Annotated in this window: 15 protein-coding genes and 4 tRNA genes; 4 read left to right on the forward strand and 15 right to left on the reverse strand. The window is 41.7% G+C overall.

Going from position 1 to position 16706, the window contains the following annotated elements; genetic code table 11:
• Window positions 1-35: 35 nt before the first annotated feature.
• The 11 genes from NFU46_RS06270 to NFU46_RS06320 all read right to left on the reverse strand — a co-directional run bounded on the left by NFU46_RS06270 (window position 36) and on the right by NFU46_RS06320 (window position 8965).
• Window positions 36-734 (reverse strand): electron transport complex subunit E, encoded by a 699-nt coding sequence (locus tag NFU46_RS06270; RefSeq protein WP_054553694.1) that lies wholly within the window; start codon window positions 732-734, stop codon window positions 36-38.
• Entirely contained in the window at window positions 734-1369 is a 636-nt protein-coding gene (rsxG, locus tag NFU46_RS06275) for an electron transport complex subunit RsxG (protein WP_054563640.1), read from the reverse strand. Before rsxG ends, NFU46_RS06270 begins: the two co-directional genes overlap by 1 nt.
• Entirely contained in the window at window positions 1369-2424 is a 1056-nt protein-coding gene (gene rsxD, locus NFU46_RS06280) for an electron transport complex subunit RsxD (protein ID WP_175083183.1), read from the reverse strand. Before rsxD ends, rsxG begins: the two co-directional genes overlap by 1 nt.
• Window positions 2421-5126: an electron transport complex subunit RsxC gene (gene rsxC / locus NFU46_RS06285; RefSeq protein WP_251600640.1), complete on the reverse strand. Its 2706-nt coding sequence runs from the start codon at window positions 5124-5126 to the stop codon at window positions 2421-2423. The genes rsxD and rsxC overlap by 4 nt, the downstream gene beginning before the upstream one ends.
• 8 nt (window positions 5127-5134) lie before the next feature.
• A complete protein-coding gene (gene rsxB / locus NFU46_RS06290) occupies window positions 5135-5689 on the reverse strand; it encodes an electron transport complex subunit RsxB (RefSeq protein WP_251600644.1) in 555 nt (184 codons plus the stop codon).
• Between the two features lies 1 nt (window position 5690).
• A complete protein-coding gene (gene rsxA / locus NFU46_RS06295; RefSeq protein ID WP_054553689.1) occupies window positions 5691-6272 on the reverse strand; it encodes an electron transport complex subunit RsxA in 582 nt (193 codons plus the stop codon).
• A 177-nt stretch (window positions 6273-6449) separates the two neighbouring features.
• Window positions 6450-8393, reverse strand: a complete 1944-nt coding sequence (locus NFU46_RS06300; RefSeq protein WP_251600647.1) for an EAL domain-containing protein — start codon at window positions 8391-8393, stop codon at window positions 6450-6452.
• 195 nt (window positions 8394-8588) lie between these two features.
• Window positions 8589-8665: transfer RNA gene (locus tag NFU46_RS06305), tRNA-Asn, on the reverse strand.
• 29 nt (window positions 8666-8694) lie between these two features.
• Window positions 8695-8771 (reverse strand) — tRNA-Asn (locus NFU46_RS06310).
• A gap of 19 nt (window positions 8772-8790) precedes the next feature.
• A tRNA-Asn gene (locus NFU46_RS06315) sits at window positions 8791-8867 on the reverse strand.
• Window positions 8868-8888: 21 nt separating this feature from the next.
• A tRNA-Asn gene (locus tag NFU46_RS06320) sits at window positions 8889-8965 on the reverse strand.
• Window positions 8966-10029: 1064 nt separating this feature from the next.
• Between NFU46_RS06320 and NFU46_RS06325 the strand changes: the two genes are divergently transcribed.
• The 4 genes from NFU46_RS06325 to NFU46_RS06340 are packed head-to-tail and all read left to right on the forward strand — an operon-like array spanning window position 10030 to window position 14991.
• Window positions 10030-11409 carry an MATE family efflux transporter gene (locus tag NFU46_RS06325; protein WP_058583763.1) on the forward strand — a complete coding sequence of 460 codons (1380 nt, stop codon included), beginning with the start codon at window positions 10030-10032 and terminating at the stop codon, window positions 11407-11409.
• Window positions 11406-13400 (forward strand): excinuclease ABC subunit UvrB, encoded by a 1995-nt coding sequence (gene uvrB, locus NFU46_RS06330; protein ID WP_054563646.1) that lies wholly within the window; start codon window positions 11406-11408, stop codon window positions 13398-13400. The genes NFU46_RS06325 and uvrB overlap by 4 nt, the downstream gene beginning before the upstream one ends.
• 5 nt (window positions 13401-13405) lie before the next feature.
• Window positions 13406-14335 (forward strand): class I SAM-dependent methyltransferase, encoded by a 930-nt coding sequence (locus tag NFU46_RS06335; RefSeq protein WP_175083209.1) that lies wholly within the window; start codon window positions 13406-13408, stop codon window positions 14333-14335.
• Window positions 14335-14991 carry a tRNA (adenine(22)-N(1))-methyltransferase TrmK gene (locus NFU46_RS06340; protein ID WP_251600649.1) on the forward strand — a complete coding sequence of 219 codons (657 nt, stop codon included), beginning with the start codon at window positions 14335-14337 and terminating at the stop codon, window positions 14989-14991. Before NFU46_RS06335 ends, NFU46_RS06340 begins: the two co-directional genes overlap by 1 nt.
• A gap of 15 nt (window positions 14992-15006) precedes the next feature.
• On the opposite strand, the gene NFU46_RS06345 is transcribed toward NFU46_RS06340, so the two are convergent.
• From NFU46_RS06345 to NFU46_RS06360, 4 genes are all read right to left on the reverse strand, one after another.
• Window positions 15007-15249: a hypothetical protein gene (locus NFU46_RS06345; protein WP_058583760.1), complete on the reverse strand. Its 243-nt coding sequence runs from the start codon at window positions 15247-15249 to the stop codon at window positions 15007-15009.
• A 69-nt stretch (window positions 15250-15318) separates the two neighbouring features.
• Window positions 15319-16206, reverse strand: a complete 888-nt coding sequence (locus NFU46_RS06350) for a DMT family transporter (RefSeq protein ID WP_251600652.1) — start codon at window positions 16204-16206, stop codon at window positions 15319-15321.
• Between the two features lie 72 nt (window positions 16207-16278).
• The gene (locus tag NFU46_RS06355; RefSeq protein WP_082874113.1) at window positions 16279-16437 is read right to left on the reverse strand and encodes a YbaM family protein; all 159 of its coding nucleotides are present in this window, start codon (window positions 16435-16437) and stop codon (window positions 16279-16281) included.
• Window positions 16434-16706, reverse strand: coding sequence for a late competence development ComFB family protein (locus NFU46_RS06360; protein WP_105175122.1), 273 nt, complete (start codon window positions 16704-16706; stop codon window positions 16434-16436). Before NFU46_RS06360 ends, NFU46_RS06355 begins: the two co-directional genes overlap by 4 nt.

Here is a 16706-nt window from a genome sequence, read left to right on the forward strand (position 1 = left end):
GGCGTAAAGCACGCAGTGACGGTGCGTGCTCTCCTTTAAGTTAAACTTGTCACTCGGGCTCTAGGGCCTTTTTCTGCTTCTGGAGTAACAACTTGCTTAGATTTTATTTGTGTATCAATGACATTTTTTGCAGCAATCAATAAACCAAGCCCTAAAAAGGCACCCGGTGGTAAAATTGCCAATAAAAATTGGTTATCAAAACTAAATACTTCGATTCGAAGTGCAGCAGCCCATGGCCCTAATAATAAATCGGCGCCATCAAATAGCGTACCTTGACCAATAAGCTCTCGCATTGCCCCTAGCACCACTAAAACTAACATAAAGCCAAGTCCCATCATCAGTCCGTCAAAGGCTGAAAGTGGCACGGTATTTTTAGAAGCGAATGCTTCTGCGCGACCGATAATGGCACAGTTGGTAACAATCAGTGGAATAAAAATCCCCAGTGATTGATAAAGGCCAAATGTATAGGCATTCATCATTAGCTGCACGATGGTTACAAAGCCTGCGATGATCATCACAAAAACAGGAATACGAATATCTTTAGGTACCCAGTTACGCACAATCGATACGGTGACGTTAGAACCAACCAGAACCAATAAAGTTGCTAAACCTAGGCCTAATGCATTGGTAATCGTAGAGGTAACGGCAAGTAGCGGGCACAAGCCTAATAACTGCACAAGGGCAGGGTTATTGGCCCACATGCCATCTTTAAATAAAGTTTTAACTTGGCTCATTACTTGGCTCCTTGACAGATGTTTGGTGCAGCAAACAAGTTATCAAATTCAGCTTGGGCAAACAGCACAGCTTGTTTTACTGAGCCGACAACGGCACGCGGTGTAATGGTTGCGCCAGTAAACTGATCAAATTGGCCACCATCTTTTTTAACAGCCCAGCGGCTATCATCTTCACCCAGTACATTTTGGCCTTTGAAAAGGGTGATCCAGTCTGATTTTTTGACCTCAACTTTATCGCCAAGGCCCGGTGTTTCTTCGTGTTTTGTGACACGAACACCCGCTATTTCACCATTGGCAAAAACCGCAGTTAATAAGTTGATATCGCCACTATAACCACTTGGTGTTACATGGCGCATCACTAGAGCATACGGCTTATTATCTTTGTAAGCGCGATAAATAACTTGCTCTGGGCGTGGGCCAAGGCGCTCATCGGTGATAACAACACAATCTTTGTATAGTTGATTGTCATAATGATGGGCATCAAGTACTTGTTGAAGTTGCTCTGCAAGTTGTTGCTTTTCTTGCTCTTCAATACGCTCAGCAGTTAGGCTATGAGTCAGGGCCACAGTGCCTGTGGTAATGAGCGCAAATGCTGTAAGAATAGCGCCGTTTTTAGTCATTGAGGAAAGGATCATTATTTCACCCCATGGCCGTAAGTACGTGGTTTCGTGTAGTAATCAATTAAAGGTACCGCCATATTTAACAGCAATACACTAAATGCCACAGCATCAGGATAACCACCGAAAGTACGAATTAAGTAAACAAGTAGACCAATTAACGCACCGTAAATTAAACGGCCTCTATTCGTTGTTGATGCAGAAACTGGATCGGTAGCAATAAAGAATGCCCCTAACATGGTTGCACCACTGAATAAATGAAATACCACGCCTGGCTCTGTGCCAGGAGCTGCAATATAACCAATACCACTGCACACGGCCAATGAGGCTAAAAAGCTAACAGGGATATGCCAATTAATGATTTTAGCTTTTAATAAATAAAGCCCCCCGATTAAAAAACCGAGGTTAACCCAGCCCCAACCAAGACCAAACCAGTCATTAAAAAGAGGCTTACTCATGCTCTCAGCCACCGTTAGGTGATGGGCGACATCTGTTTTAACGGTATCAAGCGGCGTTGCCATGGTTGTGCCATCAATCGCTACACGTAATTGATCAACACTAAAACCAGCGCTGGTAAAGCCATTGAAAATAACAGACAGCTGCTGTGAGAAGCTTATCGGAGATGCAAGTAAATCACTAACAGGTAACCAGCTTGTCATTTGCACCGGAAACGATACAAGTAGTAATACATAAGCTGCCATAGCAGGGTTAAATAAATTAAAGCCAAGGCCGCCATAAAGCTGCTTTACAATAACAATTGCAAACAAACAGCCAATTACGATAATCCACCAAGGCGCTAAAGGCGGAATACTCAACGCCAGTAATACGCCTGTTAACCACGCACTACCATCACTGAGTGTTGGCCAAACTTTGCGTTTACGAAGCATCAATACAGCGGCTTCACAGGCGCTAACTGTAATTAGCGCGAGAACAAGCTGAATTAAAACAGCGCTACCAAAAAAGAAAACTTGCGCGATTAAGCCTGGAATACACGCAGCAATCACTGTCATCATTAATCGGCTTAATGATTTATGGCTATGATTATGCGGCGAACTCGCCATGGTTAATTTCATGACTTATCGTTTCCTTCTTGTTGTAACTTTTTCGCTTTAGCTCTTGCAATGGCACGAGCGACCGCTGCTTTTTTCTTATCTTCGCTAGACTCAGGTTCATCAACCTGCGGTTTTGAATCATCCGTATCGCTTGAATCATCCGTATCGCTTGAATCATCAAGTTGTTCTGATGATTCGTCACTTTGTGCTTGCTCTTTCGCGGCTTTTTTCGCTTTGGCTCGAGCTATGGCAGCTGCAACAGCGGCTTTTTTCTTATCTTCGCTAGATTCAGGAGCATCAGACTGCGGCTTGGCATCAGCCTCATCATTTGAATCATTTATTTGCTCTGAAGAATCGTCACTCTGTGCTTGCTCTTTAGCGGCTTTTTTCGCTTTGGCGCGAGCGATAGCGGCAGCAACGGCGGCTTTTTTCTTATCTTCGTTAGATTCAGGAGCGTCAGCTTGTGGCTGGGCATCTGCCTCAGCACTTGAATCATTAGTTTGCTGTGAAGAGTCATCACTCTGCGCTTGCTCTTTAGCTGCTTTTTTGGCTTTAGCACGGGCGATAGCAGCTGCAACAGCAGCTTTTTTGTCATCAACTGGCGCGCTATCTTCTTCAGCTTCAGTTTGATTCTCAGCAGCTTGTGCTGCTTTTTTCGCTTTAGCACGGGCGATAGCAGCTGCAACAGCAGCTTTTTTGTCATCAACTGGCGCGCTATCTTCTTCAGCTTCAGTTTTATTCTCAGCAGCTTGTGCTGCTTTTTTCGCTTTAGCACGAGCGATTGCAGCAGCAACAGCAGCTTTTTTGTCATCAACAGGCGCGCTATCTTCTTCAGCTTCAGTTTGATTCTCAGCAGCTTGCGCTGCTTTTTTCGCTTTAGCACGAGCGATAGCAGCTGCAACAGCAGCTTTTTTGTCATCTTTTGGCGCAGCGTCAGTTTCAGCAGAAGCGTTTTCTTCTGTAGCTTGTGCGGCTTTTTTCGCTTTAGCGCGGGCAATAGCGGCAGCAACAGCAGACTTTTTATCGTCTTTATCGACGCCTTCTTCACCTTGCTCTAGTGCTTTTTGCTCTTTGTATTTACGTGCTTGTTCTTTACGCGCTGCACGCTCTTTTGCTACTTCAGAGTTATCAGGCTCAAGCTCAGCACCTTGCTTTTTCGCTTTCGCACGGGCAATAGCTGCAGCGACAGCTGACTTACTGTCTTTATCATCAGATTTAGATTTAACTCGGGCGAGTGCATCGGCCACTTTTTGTTTTTCGCCATCTGACTTAGCAGCCGGCTTACGTTTATGGCGGTTTTGACGCTCTTCTTGTTCGCGCTCTAAGCGCTCTTTACGTGCTTCAAAACGCTCTTTTGCTCGCTCTGCTTTGATTTGCTCTGCTTGCTGCTCTTTGATTTCAGCTTTAGCAACACGATAGTACTGCACCAAGGGGATTTCGCTTGGGCAAACATAAGCACAGGCGCCACATTCAATACAATCGAATAAATTGTGCTCGTTGAGTTTGTCGTATTCTTTAGACTTAGCAAACCATTGTAATTGCTGAGGTAACAAAGAAGCAGGGCAGGCGTCAGCACAGGCACTACAACGAATACAGGCTTTTTCATCACCCGGCTCAGCAAGCTCTTGGTGATCTGGCGCTAAAATACAGTTCGTCGTTTTAACCACACCAATACGCACGGTTGGTAAAGTAAAGCCCATCATTGGACCGCCCATAACCACACGTTGCTGTGGAACCGGAGAAAAGCCTTGGCAGTCTAATAAATGTTTAATTTCAGTGCCTAGTAAAGCCCACACATTACCTTGTTTATGAATGGTGTTACCGGTTACCGTTACTACACGCTCTATAAGAGGTTTACCTTCATGTACGGCTTGATTTACCGCAAACAAAGTACCGACATTTTGCACCAACATACCAATATCGGCAGGAATACTACCACTTGGGACTTCTTTGCCCGTTAGCAGTTTAATTAGCTGTTTTTCACCGCCAGACGGGTAAACCGTTGGCACTGTTTGCACTATGATGCTGTCGTTATGTTGTGCTGCTTGTTTCATGGCAGCAATAGCATCAGGTTTATTATCTTCAATACCAATAATTGTCAGCTGTGGGCTTAACAGCTGCTGCATTAATTCAATACCGGCAATTATGCCATCGGCATGTTCGCGCATTAGCATATCATCAGCAGTGATATAAGGTTCACACTCAACGGCATTAACAATTAAAAACTCAATGGCTTTACGGGTATCTGCTTTTACATAAGTTGGGAAGCCAGCACCGCCCATACCTGCAATACCACTTTGATGAATAATACCGACAAGCTCATCATGGGAAAGTGCTTTAGCATCAGGCACAGGGTTAAGCTCGCACCATTTATCTTCACCATCAGGTTCAATAATTACGCTAAGCTCAGGCAACGCCGACGGGTGAGCAGAGGGCATTGGGCAAATATCGCTGATCAACCCTGATGTTGGCGCGTGCACAGGCACTGACCAATTACCGCTTGGTTTAGTTAATGCTTGGCCTTTTAGAACCTGCTGGCCTTTTTCAACAATAAGTTTACCGTTAGCACCAATATGTTGTTTTAGAGAAACAACGAGCTTGTCTGGTAGTGGCAGTCTTGCAATGGCTTGTGTTGTTGATTGCAGTTTTTGACCCGGTGGGTGAATGCCCCCAGGTATAGACCACACTTTGCCTTGTTTAATTTGATCTATTAACTTTTCCATCTGTGCTCCTAATCTACCTGAGTCACAGGGATTGCGTTTAATTGCCATTTCCAGGTTTGTTTAGTTTCTTTTACAGGCAGCATATCAATACAGTCTACAGGGCATGGTTCAACACATAAGTCACAACCGGTACATTCATCAATTAATACAGTGTGCATTTGGCGGGTTGCGCCAACGATGGCATCAACAGGGCAGGCTTGAATACATTTGGTACAGCCAATACATTCATCTTCACGAATATAGGCAATGGTTTTAACAGGATCTGCTTGCTCACCGCCAGCCAGCGGTTTTGCTTCTACACCCATTAAATCAGCGAGTTTTTTTACCGTGGCTTCGCCGCCTGGCGGGCACTTATTTATTTCGTCACCATTGGCAATTGCTTCTGCATAGGGACGACAGCCAGGGTAGCCACATTGGCCACACTGTGTTTGCGGTAAAATGGTATCAATTTGGTCAACAATAGGGTTGCTCTCAACGCGAAAACGAACGGCGGCAAAACCTAAAATTAAACCAAATATTAGCGCTAATGAACCTAACGCTATCAAAGCATAAAACAAGGTCATATTAAAACTTCACTAATCCTGTAAAACCCATAAAGGCCATCGACATAAGGCCTGCGGTGATCATCGCAATTGAAGCACCCTTAAAAGGAGCAGGGACATCAGCCGCAGCTAAACGCTCACGTAATGCGGCAAACAGTATTAACACCATAGAGAAGCCCACTGCGGCACCAAAGCCGTACACAGCCGATTGTAAGAATGAATGGTCTTCTTTGATATTAAGTAGAGCAACACCTAAAACAGCACAGTTAGTGGTGATAAGTGGTAAGAAAATCCCTAATAAGCGATAGAGTGTCGGGCTGGTTTTTCTCACCACCATTTCGGTAAATTGCACGACAACAGCGATAACCAAAATAAAACTCATGGTACGCAAAAATTCGATATCCAGCGGGATCAAAATATAATGATTCACCAGATAACTGGTCACGGAGGCAAGTGTAAGTACAAAGGTTGTGGCTAAAGACATACCAATCGCGGTATCTAACTTACCCGATACACCCATAAACGGGCATAAACCTAAGAATTGAACTAAAACGAAGTTGTTGACTAGCACAGTGCCAATCAATAACAAGACATACTCTGTCATGCGTGCCTCACGAGAATAAAAACGGCTCTATTATCCTTTTTTATGGGGGCCGACACAACACATGAGGGACGAATAGCTAAAATTAACAAAGCTGTTTACGATTAAAGTGTTAAAGCTAAGTTAATAGCTGGAATAGGCCCAAAAATAGTAAGGTTTTTTGGGCCTAAAAGAGGGGGCTTATATATCTTTTGGCTTTTCGATGTAATAGCCTTGCACACCATCTAAACAAAGTGTTTCGATGATATGTTTTTCTTCTTGGCTTTCTACGCCTTCAGCAAATACACTCACACCAATGCGGTGAGCTAAATCCACCATTAAGCGCATGAAGTATTGATTGTTTTTATCTTCTTCGAGGCCGCGAGTATAGCTTGCATCCATTTTGATAAAGTCAGGTTTTAAGTCTCTAAAGAATTTAAATGAGGTTAACCCCACACCAAAGCGTTCTACAGTAATACGTGCACCTACTCGGTGTACCATATCGATAAAGCGTTTACTTGCTTTTATGTTCTGTTGTAAACCAAATTCACTGACTTCAAACACTAACTTCGATGCGATGTTACTGTCTTTCAGTAGGCGGCGCTCAAGCCAGATCACAAACTGATCATTGTGAGCACTTGATGCCGTAACATTAATACCAAAGAATTTTTCAGAAAAATTACGGGTTTTAATTTTTTCTAAAGTGGTGTCGATAATTAAGCGATCAATCTCCATTGCCATATCAAGCTTCTCTGTCATAGCAAGGAAAGAGGCGGTAGGCAACATTTGGTTTTCCGCGGTTTTAAAACGAACTTGGATCTCGGCATAGGCTTTAACACTTTTACCTATTGGCATAATGTTCTGCATAACCAAGTGAACACGTTTCGACTCAATAACTTCGCTAATAACTTTACGCCAGTTTTGGTTACCAAAACCTGCGCTGGCGTTATTGACCAAGTCTGTTTCGCGCTGCACATGCCATGCATTCGCTTGTTTTGATTGCGCCATGCTCATTGCATTATCAACAATCGATAATAACTCACCAAGCGGCTTACCTTTTTCGTAGCCAACAATACCTGTGTTAGCAACTGAACTTAATTCTTGGTTTTGCTGATACTGAGTAAAACGCGATTGTAAGTTATCGCCAAAGCGTTCAGCTTCTTTAAGAGGGGTATTAGGCAATACCACTGCAAAGTCAGAGCTGTTTAAACGAAAAACCTGACTACCTGTATATGTGCCACTGATATGCTTAATAATATCAGCTACACCTTTAACGTATTCATCACCTTTTTGGTAGCCTCTAGTTTGGTTAATCGCTTGTAGTTCACTACAACGAACCATCGCAAGCGAGCCAAACGTGCTCTTTTCTGCGTTTTCAATGTGCTTTTCGTAGTACTCAACAAACATATTTCGATTGCCAAGGTTTGTGACTACATCTTTATACGCTTCTTTTTTAATGCTTAGGGCATTATTTTGAATATCATCATGCTTAGTTTGTAAGAAATGTGATAGGCGATTGAATGATGGAATTAAATCTTTGCTTAGCCTTTTTAAGCGGGTGGTATCCATTGCTTGCTCTAGACCATCATCAATTTGGTTTTGATTAATATAAATATCAACGATATCTGCAACGGTAGTACTAATTTTACGATTAAGGCGGCTGAACATACTCTTCATATAAATAATAGGAAGTAGGGCGATGAGGCCTGAGATCAAAATAACGACGAATAAAGATTGTTGTAAAAGTTCGGCTAAGTCATACGCATTGATCGTAAATTCAACTTTTATATCGGATGCTTGATTAACAGCAAATTGAGGACGAATTGAATTAAAACTGTTATTTACAATTTCAGCAAACAAGGGAAGAGGGCGGCTTGACTCAACCATGGTAACTACTTCACCAGATTTATTACGTAAAACAAACTTTGAAAAAGTATTGCCATCGGCAAGAGTTTGTTTAATTTTATTAGGTGAGAGCTCTTCTATTGTTTGTAAATTAATGTATGTATTAACGACGCGTTGAGCTTTATGCTGAGCATCACTGACGGCACTATCAAAACTAAGTGCAATAAAATAACCACCTAATAAAGCAAACAGCAGCCAAGATATCAGTTGTATAAATATAAGTTTTTTAAAGCCAGCCATGTTTATTTTCTTTTAAAAGCCTGTAAGGAAGGAATCAATTCCATGATTGATCGCTTTAATTAAAGTTATTGTAATCTATCGTAAGCAATAGAAATAACTTTAGAAATAACTTTAATGTAGGGTAGATTATAAGTGCTTTAAAGTCTAATACAATCGAAGAATAGTAGTAGATAAACTTGATTATTTTCTGTGAGTTGGCTCCCCCTCCCCGACTCGAACGGGGGACCTGCGGATTAACAGTCCGTCGCTCTAACCAACTGAGCTAAGGGGGAACTAAATAGAGTAGTGTGGTGCTATGATTTGGCTCCCCCTCCCCGACTCGAACGGGGGACCTGCGGATTAACAGTCCGTCGCTCTAACCAACTGAGCTAAGGGGGAACAATCATATTCATAAACTTGGCTCCCCCTCCCCGACTCGAACGGGGGACCTGCGGATTAACAGTCCGTCGCTCTAACCAACTGAGCTAAGGGGGAAACGTTTATGATTGAAAAACTTGGCTCCCCCTCCCCGACTCGAACGGGGGACCTGCGGATTAACAGTCCGTCGCTCTAACCAACTGAGCTAAGGGGGAAGCGTCATGCCTTTCAACGGGGCGAAATATTAATGACAGCATTGCAAAGTGTCAACATAAAAACTTCATAAATTCAAAAAAGAAGCTTATTCGATGTTTTTATGTTCGATCTGAACAAAATGTAACTGAAAAGCACAGCTATTTTTGCTTTGTAGTAGTGGAGATATGTCGGAGCATTTGTATTTATGTATGCTTTTTGAACATTCGGGCACGATTAAAAATAGAAAAAAGTTTCTTTAACTAGTGATTTTCTATCAACTTGAGGAAATAAACATTTATTCAATGTTTATTTATAATGAGAAAATATGTATCAAATTCCTTTTATCAAAGTCTTCCTTAACGATACTTCTTTTTGATATCTTCCTCGGTCGAATTTACAATTCTCATCCCATTTCTATTGGTGGTTTTAAAAAACGAGTTGTACTGAATAGCTATAAATCCACTTTTAGTTATTTATATCATTAACTTAGAAAATCCACCTTGGTTGTACTTTAATTGTCATACTTAATTTTGCATTGTAGCAGAACAATTTTTGCGCGTTCTTTTCTAGAAACTTATAAAAGGGTTAAAACAATAGGCTTTGTTATTTTTACTATAAAGAGCTGAACACCTACCTCAAAAGCCTTTATATTTGCGGCTTCTAGTGAGTTATCCACGGTTTCTGTGGATAACTCTGTTTATTAAACTTTAAGAACAGCTATAGTGCTAGGATTTTCGAGGGCTACAGCAATTTCAAGTATTTAATTCACTTTTTTTAATTCATTTAAAATCAATGTGTTAGTGTTTTTATCTGAAGCCTTGCTGAATTGATGAGTAAATTTATTCGTGACGATGAAATGGCGCTATTTATTGTGTAAAAAAACAGCGAATACTGCCTTTTAATTGTAACAAAGCTATTAAACTTGTTTTTATATTGTTTTTTATGAGGGTTAGTCGTTATTTTTATGTCAAAGCGTCAAAAGTAATAGTTTTGTGTATGAATTTTGATTCTGTTAATAAAGCATAGCTTGCAAGAGAAGGATGCTTTAAACTTACAGGTTCAGAAAAAGAGGCAAAGTATTCCCATGAGCGTGAAACCGCAGAGCAAAACTAAACCTGATCTTTTAAACTCACCCATTCTGCCAACCTTGAAAAAAATGACCATCCCAATGATCTTTGGCATGATCACCCTAATGATGTTTAATTTGGTTGATACCTTCTTCATTAGTTTGTTAGGTACAGAGCCTCTCGCCGCTGTTAGTTTTACCTTTCCTGTTACTTTTACTGTTATTAGCCTTGCAATTGGTTTAGGGATAGGTACCTCTGCGGTTATCGCTAAAGCACTTGGTAGTGATAAGTTAGATGAAGCACGTTTTGATGCCAGCATGTCGTTGTTGGTATCGGTGGTGATGGTGTTTAGTTTATCTGTAGTAGGTTATTTATTAATAGATCCGATCTTTAAGTTATTGGGTGCTGGCGAATTAGTCTTACCGCTTATTCATGAGTATATGAGTGTGTGGTTCTTAGGCAGCGTATTTCTAATTACCCCTATGGTTGGCAACTCTGTGCTTAGAGCCAGTGGCGATACCAAAACACCGAGCATTGTTATGGGTGGAGCAGGGCTGATTAATGCCATCTTAGACCCTATACTTATTTTTGGCTTTGGACCTGTTCCGGCATTAGGTATTCAAGGCGCAGCTATTGCTAGTGTTATTGCATGGTCAGTTGCTGTCGTTATCATTTTATACATCCTTGCGGTAAAAAATGGTCTATTGAGTTTGCATGCTGGTGTACAAACGCCGCTTAGCTCGATTCGTAAAATTCTTAAAATTGGTTTACCTGCGGCTGGCGCAAATATGCTGACACCTATTGCCATGGCAGTCATGACAGCATTAGTGGCTAAACATGGTCCTGAAGCGGTTGCGGCGTTTGGTGTAGGCAGTCGCATTGAATCTATTGCAAGCCTTGTGGTGCTTGCTTTGTCGATGACCTTGCCGCCATTTGTGAGTCAAAACTTTGGGGCAGGTAAGTTTGAACGTGTTAAAGAAGCCTACACAAAAACCTTGAAATTCGTGATGATTTGGCAGTTCGCTATTTATATTTTACTGCTGTTAACCTCTGGCTTTATCGCTGATGTATTTGGTAAAGAGCAAGCGGTAATGGATGTGATTAAGTTATTCATTTATATCTTGCCATTGAGTTATGGCCTGCAAGGGGTGATTATTTTATCTAACTCTTCATTTAATGCTCTGCATAAACCAATGAATGCACTGATTTTAAGTGTAGTACGCCTGTTTGTTTTTTATGTACCTTTTGCTTATATAGGCAGCGAAATCGCAGGCTTAACCGGTTTATTTATTGGTGCGGCGATTGGTAACTTATTCACTGCAATGGTCGCCTATAAATGGTTTATTAAAGAAGTTGATGGGTTAAGTGAGTCATATATGAAGGAGTGTCATTCATGAGCGACCATTTCCAACTAGTTTCGAAATTTCAGCCAAGTGGTGACCAACCAACGGCAATAGCGCAATTAAAAGATGGCCTAGAGGCTGGGCTTGCGCATCAAACATTATTAGGGGCTACGGGAACGGGTAAAACCTTCACCATGGCCAATATTATTAATGATTTGAATCGTCCAACTATCATCATGGCACACAACAAAACGCTCGCTGCACAGCTTTATGGCGAAATGAAAGAGTTTTTTCCCCATAATGCAGTTGAGTATTTTGTATCTTATTACGATTATTACCAGCCAGAAGCCTACGTTGTTGCCAGTGATACCTTTATTGAAAAAGATGCGTCTATCAATGAGCACATTGAACAAATGCGTTTAAGTGCCACCAAAGCGCTGCTTGAGCGACGCGATACCATTATTGTGGCTTCGGTGTCTGCTATTTATGGTTTGGGCGACCCTGACTCATACATGAAGATGATGCTCTTGCTAAAAGTGGGTGAAACCGTCGATCAGCGCGATATGCTGCGTCGTCTTGCTGAGCTGCAATATACACGCAACGATATTGAATTTAGCCGTGGTACTTATCGTGTTCGTGGTGAAGTGGTCGATATATTTCCAGCTGAATCGGATACTTACGCTGTTCGTGTGGAAATGTTTGACGATGAAATTGAACGTTTAAGTATTTTTGACCCGCTTACAGGGGCTGTTGAAAAGCACATTGTGCGCGCAACTATTTACCCGAAAACTCACTATGTAACTCCCCGTGAAAAAATTCTTGATGCCATTGATAAAATTAAAGGTGAGCTTAAAGACCGCCGAGCTCAACTACTTAGTGCCAACAAACTTGTGGAAGAGCAGCGTATTGCTCAGCGCACCCAGTACGATATTGAAATGATGACCGAGCTTGGTTATTGCTCAGGCATTGAAAACTACTCGCGATATTTATCTGGCAGAACACCAGGCGATCCACCTCCGACATTATTAGATTACCTACCCGATGATGCATTGATGATTATTGATGAATCACACGTTACTGTGTCGCAAATTGGTGCTATGTATAAAGGCGATAGAAGCCGTAAGGAAAATCTTGTTGAGTATGGCTTTCGCTTGCCATCGGCATTAGATAACCGCCCATTACGCTTTGAAGAATTTGAAGCCATTGCGCCGCAAACTATTTATGTGTCGGCAACACCTGGTGACTTTGAGCTTGAGCGCTCATCAGGGGAGGTTGCTGAGCAGGTCATTCGTCCAACCGGGCTTATAGACCCTGAAATTGAAGTGCGCCCTGTGGGCACCCAGGTTGATGACTTACTTTCTGAGATCTATAAACGAGTTGAAGTGAACGAGCGGGTACTTGTTACTACTTTAACTAAGCGCATGGCAGAAGATTTAACCGACTATCTCAACGACCATGATGTAAAAGTTCGCTACTTGCACTCAGACATCGACACCGTTGAACGAGTCGAAATTATCCGTGATTTACGTGCCGGTGTGTTTGATGTGTTAGTGGGGATTAACTTATTGCGAGAAGGTCTCGACATGCCAGAAGTTTCACTGGTGGCGATACTTGATGCCGATAAAGAAGGTTTCTTACGTTCGACTCGCTCGCTTATTCAAACCATAGGTCGTGCGGCACGTCACTTAAATGGTAAAGCGATTCTTTATGGCGACCGCATAACTAACTCGATGCGACAAGCCATTGATGAAACAGACCGTCGCCGTGAAAAACAACAAGCTTATAACCTTGAGCATGGTATAGAGCCGCAAGCACTGGTTAAAAGTATCACCGATATTATGGATGTGGGTGAAGAAGCAAGTCCGAAAGATAACCTTAAGTTGGTGCGTAAAGAGTCTAAACAAGTACTCAGCGCGAAAGATATTGCTAGCCAAATCAAAACCCTTGAAGCGAAAATGCATGCTTATGCTAGCGATCTTGAGTTTGAAAAAGCGGCGTCTGTGCGTGATGAAATTCACGAATTACAACAACAGTTAATTAACTAAAGATGATGACAAACGATTTTTCTGCCATTTTAAATGCCTTAGCAGAGGCTCCACTTGCTGCTAATGAATTATGTCGTGTATTCCATGGCCGTGGTCACTCAGTCGCTGAGCTGAGCCACATAAACTTAGACTTTTATCCGCCAGCACTTTTTTTAGTTTCATATGAAGAAATAGATGAACAAGTGCTTGCGCAATTAACTGATACCCTGTGGCAATGGGCGCAACAGAATGCGCCAGAGCTTGTGAGTGCATTGGTTTACCAGCAGCGCAGCGGTATTAATACCCGTAATGCCCTGATGTTTGGTGAATTACCGCAAGAGCATTTAGTGAGTGAAAACGGCATTAAGTTTAAAGTCGATTTATTGAGTCGCCAAAATACCGGGATTTTCCCTGATATGCGCCGTGGCCGTGAGTTTGTACAAGCCAATAGTAAAAATGCAAAAGTACTCAACCTATTTTCATATACATGTGGTTTTTCTGTTGCAGCAATGCAGGGTGGGGCAGACCAAGTTATAAATATGGACATGAATAAAGGTGTGCTGCGCACGGGTAAACAAAATCATCAGCTAAATGGTTTTGATCAAGGTGTGAGTTATTTCCCGCACGATATTTTAAAATCATTCGGTAAACTAAAAAAATCAGCGCCCTATGAATTAATCATTGTTGATCCACCGAGCTTTCAAAAGGGCAGCTTTATATTGACCAAGGATTATCAAAAAATCTTGCGTCGTTTACCTGAGCTGTTAAATGAAAACACCCAATTATTACTATGTGCCAATAGCCCTGAGCTTTCAGAGCAGGCGTTTAAAGATCTCATTAGCGATCATACACAAGGAGCAATTAGTTTTGTTGAGCGATTAGCTCCTACCGATGGTTTTATTGAAGTAGACAGTGATCGCAGCTTAAAAGCGTTAGTTTATAAAACAGCAAACTAATGGCACTGAGTAAACGACTATCAGCCATCATTGATGTGGTAGATTCAGGTTATGACGAAATCTGGGATTGTTGCTGTGATCACGGTTTGTTAGGCATTGAGCTGCTACAGCAAGATAAAGCACCGCTTATACATTTTGTTGATATTGTGCCTGAGTTAATGCAGGCACTAGGTGATAAACTCGAACGTTTTGCTAAAAGAGAGCAACGCGGCCGTTGGCAGGTACATTGCCAAGATGTAGCAATGATTTCACCAGATCCTAAAAAACGCCATCTTGTTATTATTGCTGGAGTGGGTGGTGAGTTGTTAGTGCAGTTCTTAGCGAAGATTGTAAGCCAACAGCCAAATACGCACATCGACTTTGTTGTTTGCCCAGTGCATCACAGTTATCAAGTTCGTAGCTATTTACAAACACTGCCATTGGGGCTCGTCTCTGAGCAGTTAGTGTATGAAAACAAACGATTTTATGAAGTTATTGCCATGAGTGCGTCATCCTCGCAGCCGATCACGCGAGTCGGGCAACAAATGTGGCAACTAGAAAGTAAAGAGCACCAAACGTATTTAAAGCAGTTATGTGCTCATTACCAACGCATGTTAAATCAAGACGCCGATTATTATCAGCCTGTGCTTGAACAATACAGTGCATTATTGTCTTAATTAGAGTTAACTTAATTAAAGTTTATTAATCTCTTGTTTTACGTTGTAGCTAGAGTCAGTGACAATGGCTTCGAGGGTTTGTACACGCTCTCTTAGTTCTTGTAACTCTTTTGTGACTTCGGCTACATGTTCGTTTGCTTCTTTTGAATTTTTTAAAGTTCGTGATTTAAACTCAAGGTGTTTTTTATACATATCATAAATTACCCCAGAGCCGACTGATATCAGCACGATTAACACCACCATGGTAGTACCTGACATACACTTCTCCTTCCTTTTTTAGTATCTAACAGAATATAGATTGTATTTAAAAATGCAATTTGCATTCTGTTACAAGGTGTTTCTTTTTAGAAATGGCTTGATGCGAATAAAGCCTGTAACGAGCATGGTACCTGCGATAACACACAGTGCGCCAACTAAGGTATTGGGACCAATTTGCTCATCTAAAATTAAATTTCCCCATACTATGCCAAAAAGTGGAATCAAAAAAGTAACAGTCAACGCAGAGGTTGGGCCAATGTCATCAATCAAACGAAAGAACAAGATATATGCCACTGCAGTACACAGTACTCCGAGTGCCACCACACCAAGCATCACTTCGTTAGTTGGCATGTCTCTGGCGGGAATAACAAAAATAAGCGGCAGTACCATGATACTCGCAGCCCACATACTGCCATGGGCATTATCAAAAGCAGATAACTTAGGTGCATGTTTAGTGTAATGGGATGCGATGGCGTAGCTGAGTGAAGCACACAATGCTGCAACAATAGCAGTGATGGCTTGGCTGTCGATAGTGAGGCTATTTTGACCTACCAAAATGGCCACGCCCGTTAAACCTAACAGTAAGCCAAGCAACATACTTTTAGTGGGTTTGGTTTTACTCCAAATAATACCGACTATGGCGCCCCAAATTGGCGTTGTTGAGTTTAATATGGATAAGGTAGATGCATTAATTGTTTGTGCTGCAAAGGCAAACAATAAAAAGGGAATGGCGGAATTAAGCGCGCCAATAATGAAAAAATGCTTTTTGTGGGTCGTGAAAGCCAGTTTCTTGCGTAAGTACAGCGCAAAAATAAACAGTGTTATTGCTGCAAAGCCGACTCTTAACTCAATTAATACTGCAGGGCCTAAGCTATTCGCTGCCATGCGCATAAATAAGAAGGAAGCGCCCCAAATAGCAGCAAGGATGAATAAGCGTAATAAACTTGGCAATGACATGGTTTTACATTCTTAAATTATAAAACCTGAGCATAACAAATTTATGCCCCAATACTCGCCATTTTCGGTCTATTAATCAGTTGATTGTGGGAGTTTCTTTTCGAAATCAGACTTTACGATTTCTAAAGCTGCTAATACATCTTCGGCAGGTACGTCGTTTTGTTCTAAGAGCATAATGAGATCTACAGCAATCTTGATGTAGTTAGGCGCGCTATCTAACTCATTACTCATTTTTGCAGTTCCTTTTTCTTAGCAACTTGGCTGATGGCCACATCGATAGCAGTTTGCACTTGTTGCTCCATTTTAATACGCTCTGTTTGAGGTAAATAAAATTCCATATCGACATCGTAACGGATGTAACGGGCAGGCAGTTGGTTTAATACGGTGCAGCATAAATCTGCCATAATATCATCACTATAGGTTGATTCTAAGTTGCGTTTAGTGATGTCTTCGACAACTAATTTTTCATAGTAGTTGTGAATGTCGTCATGCATTTTCAT

This window comes from Pseudoalteromonas sp. NCCP-2140 (genome assembly GCF_023708065.1).
Taxonomy (GTDB): Bacteria; Pseudomonadota; Gammaproteobacteria; order Enterobacterales; family Alteromonadaceae; genus Pseudoalteromonas.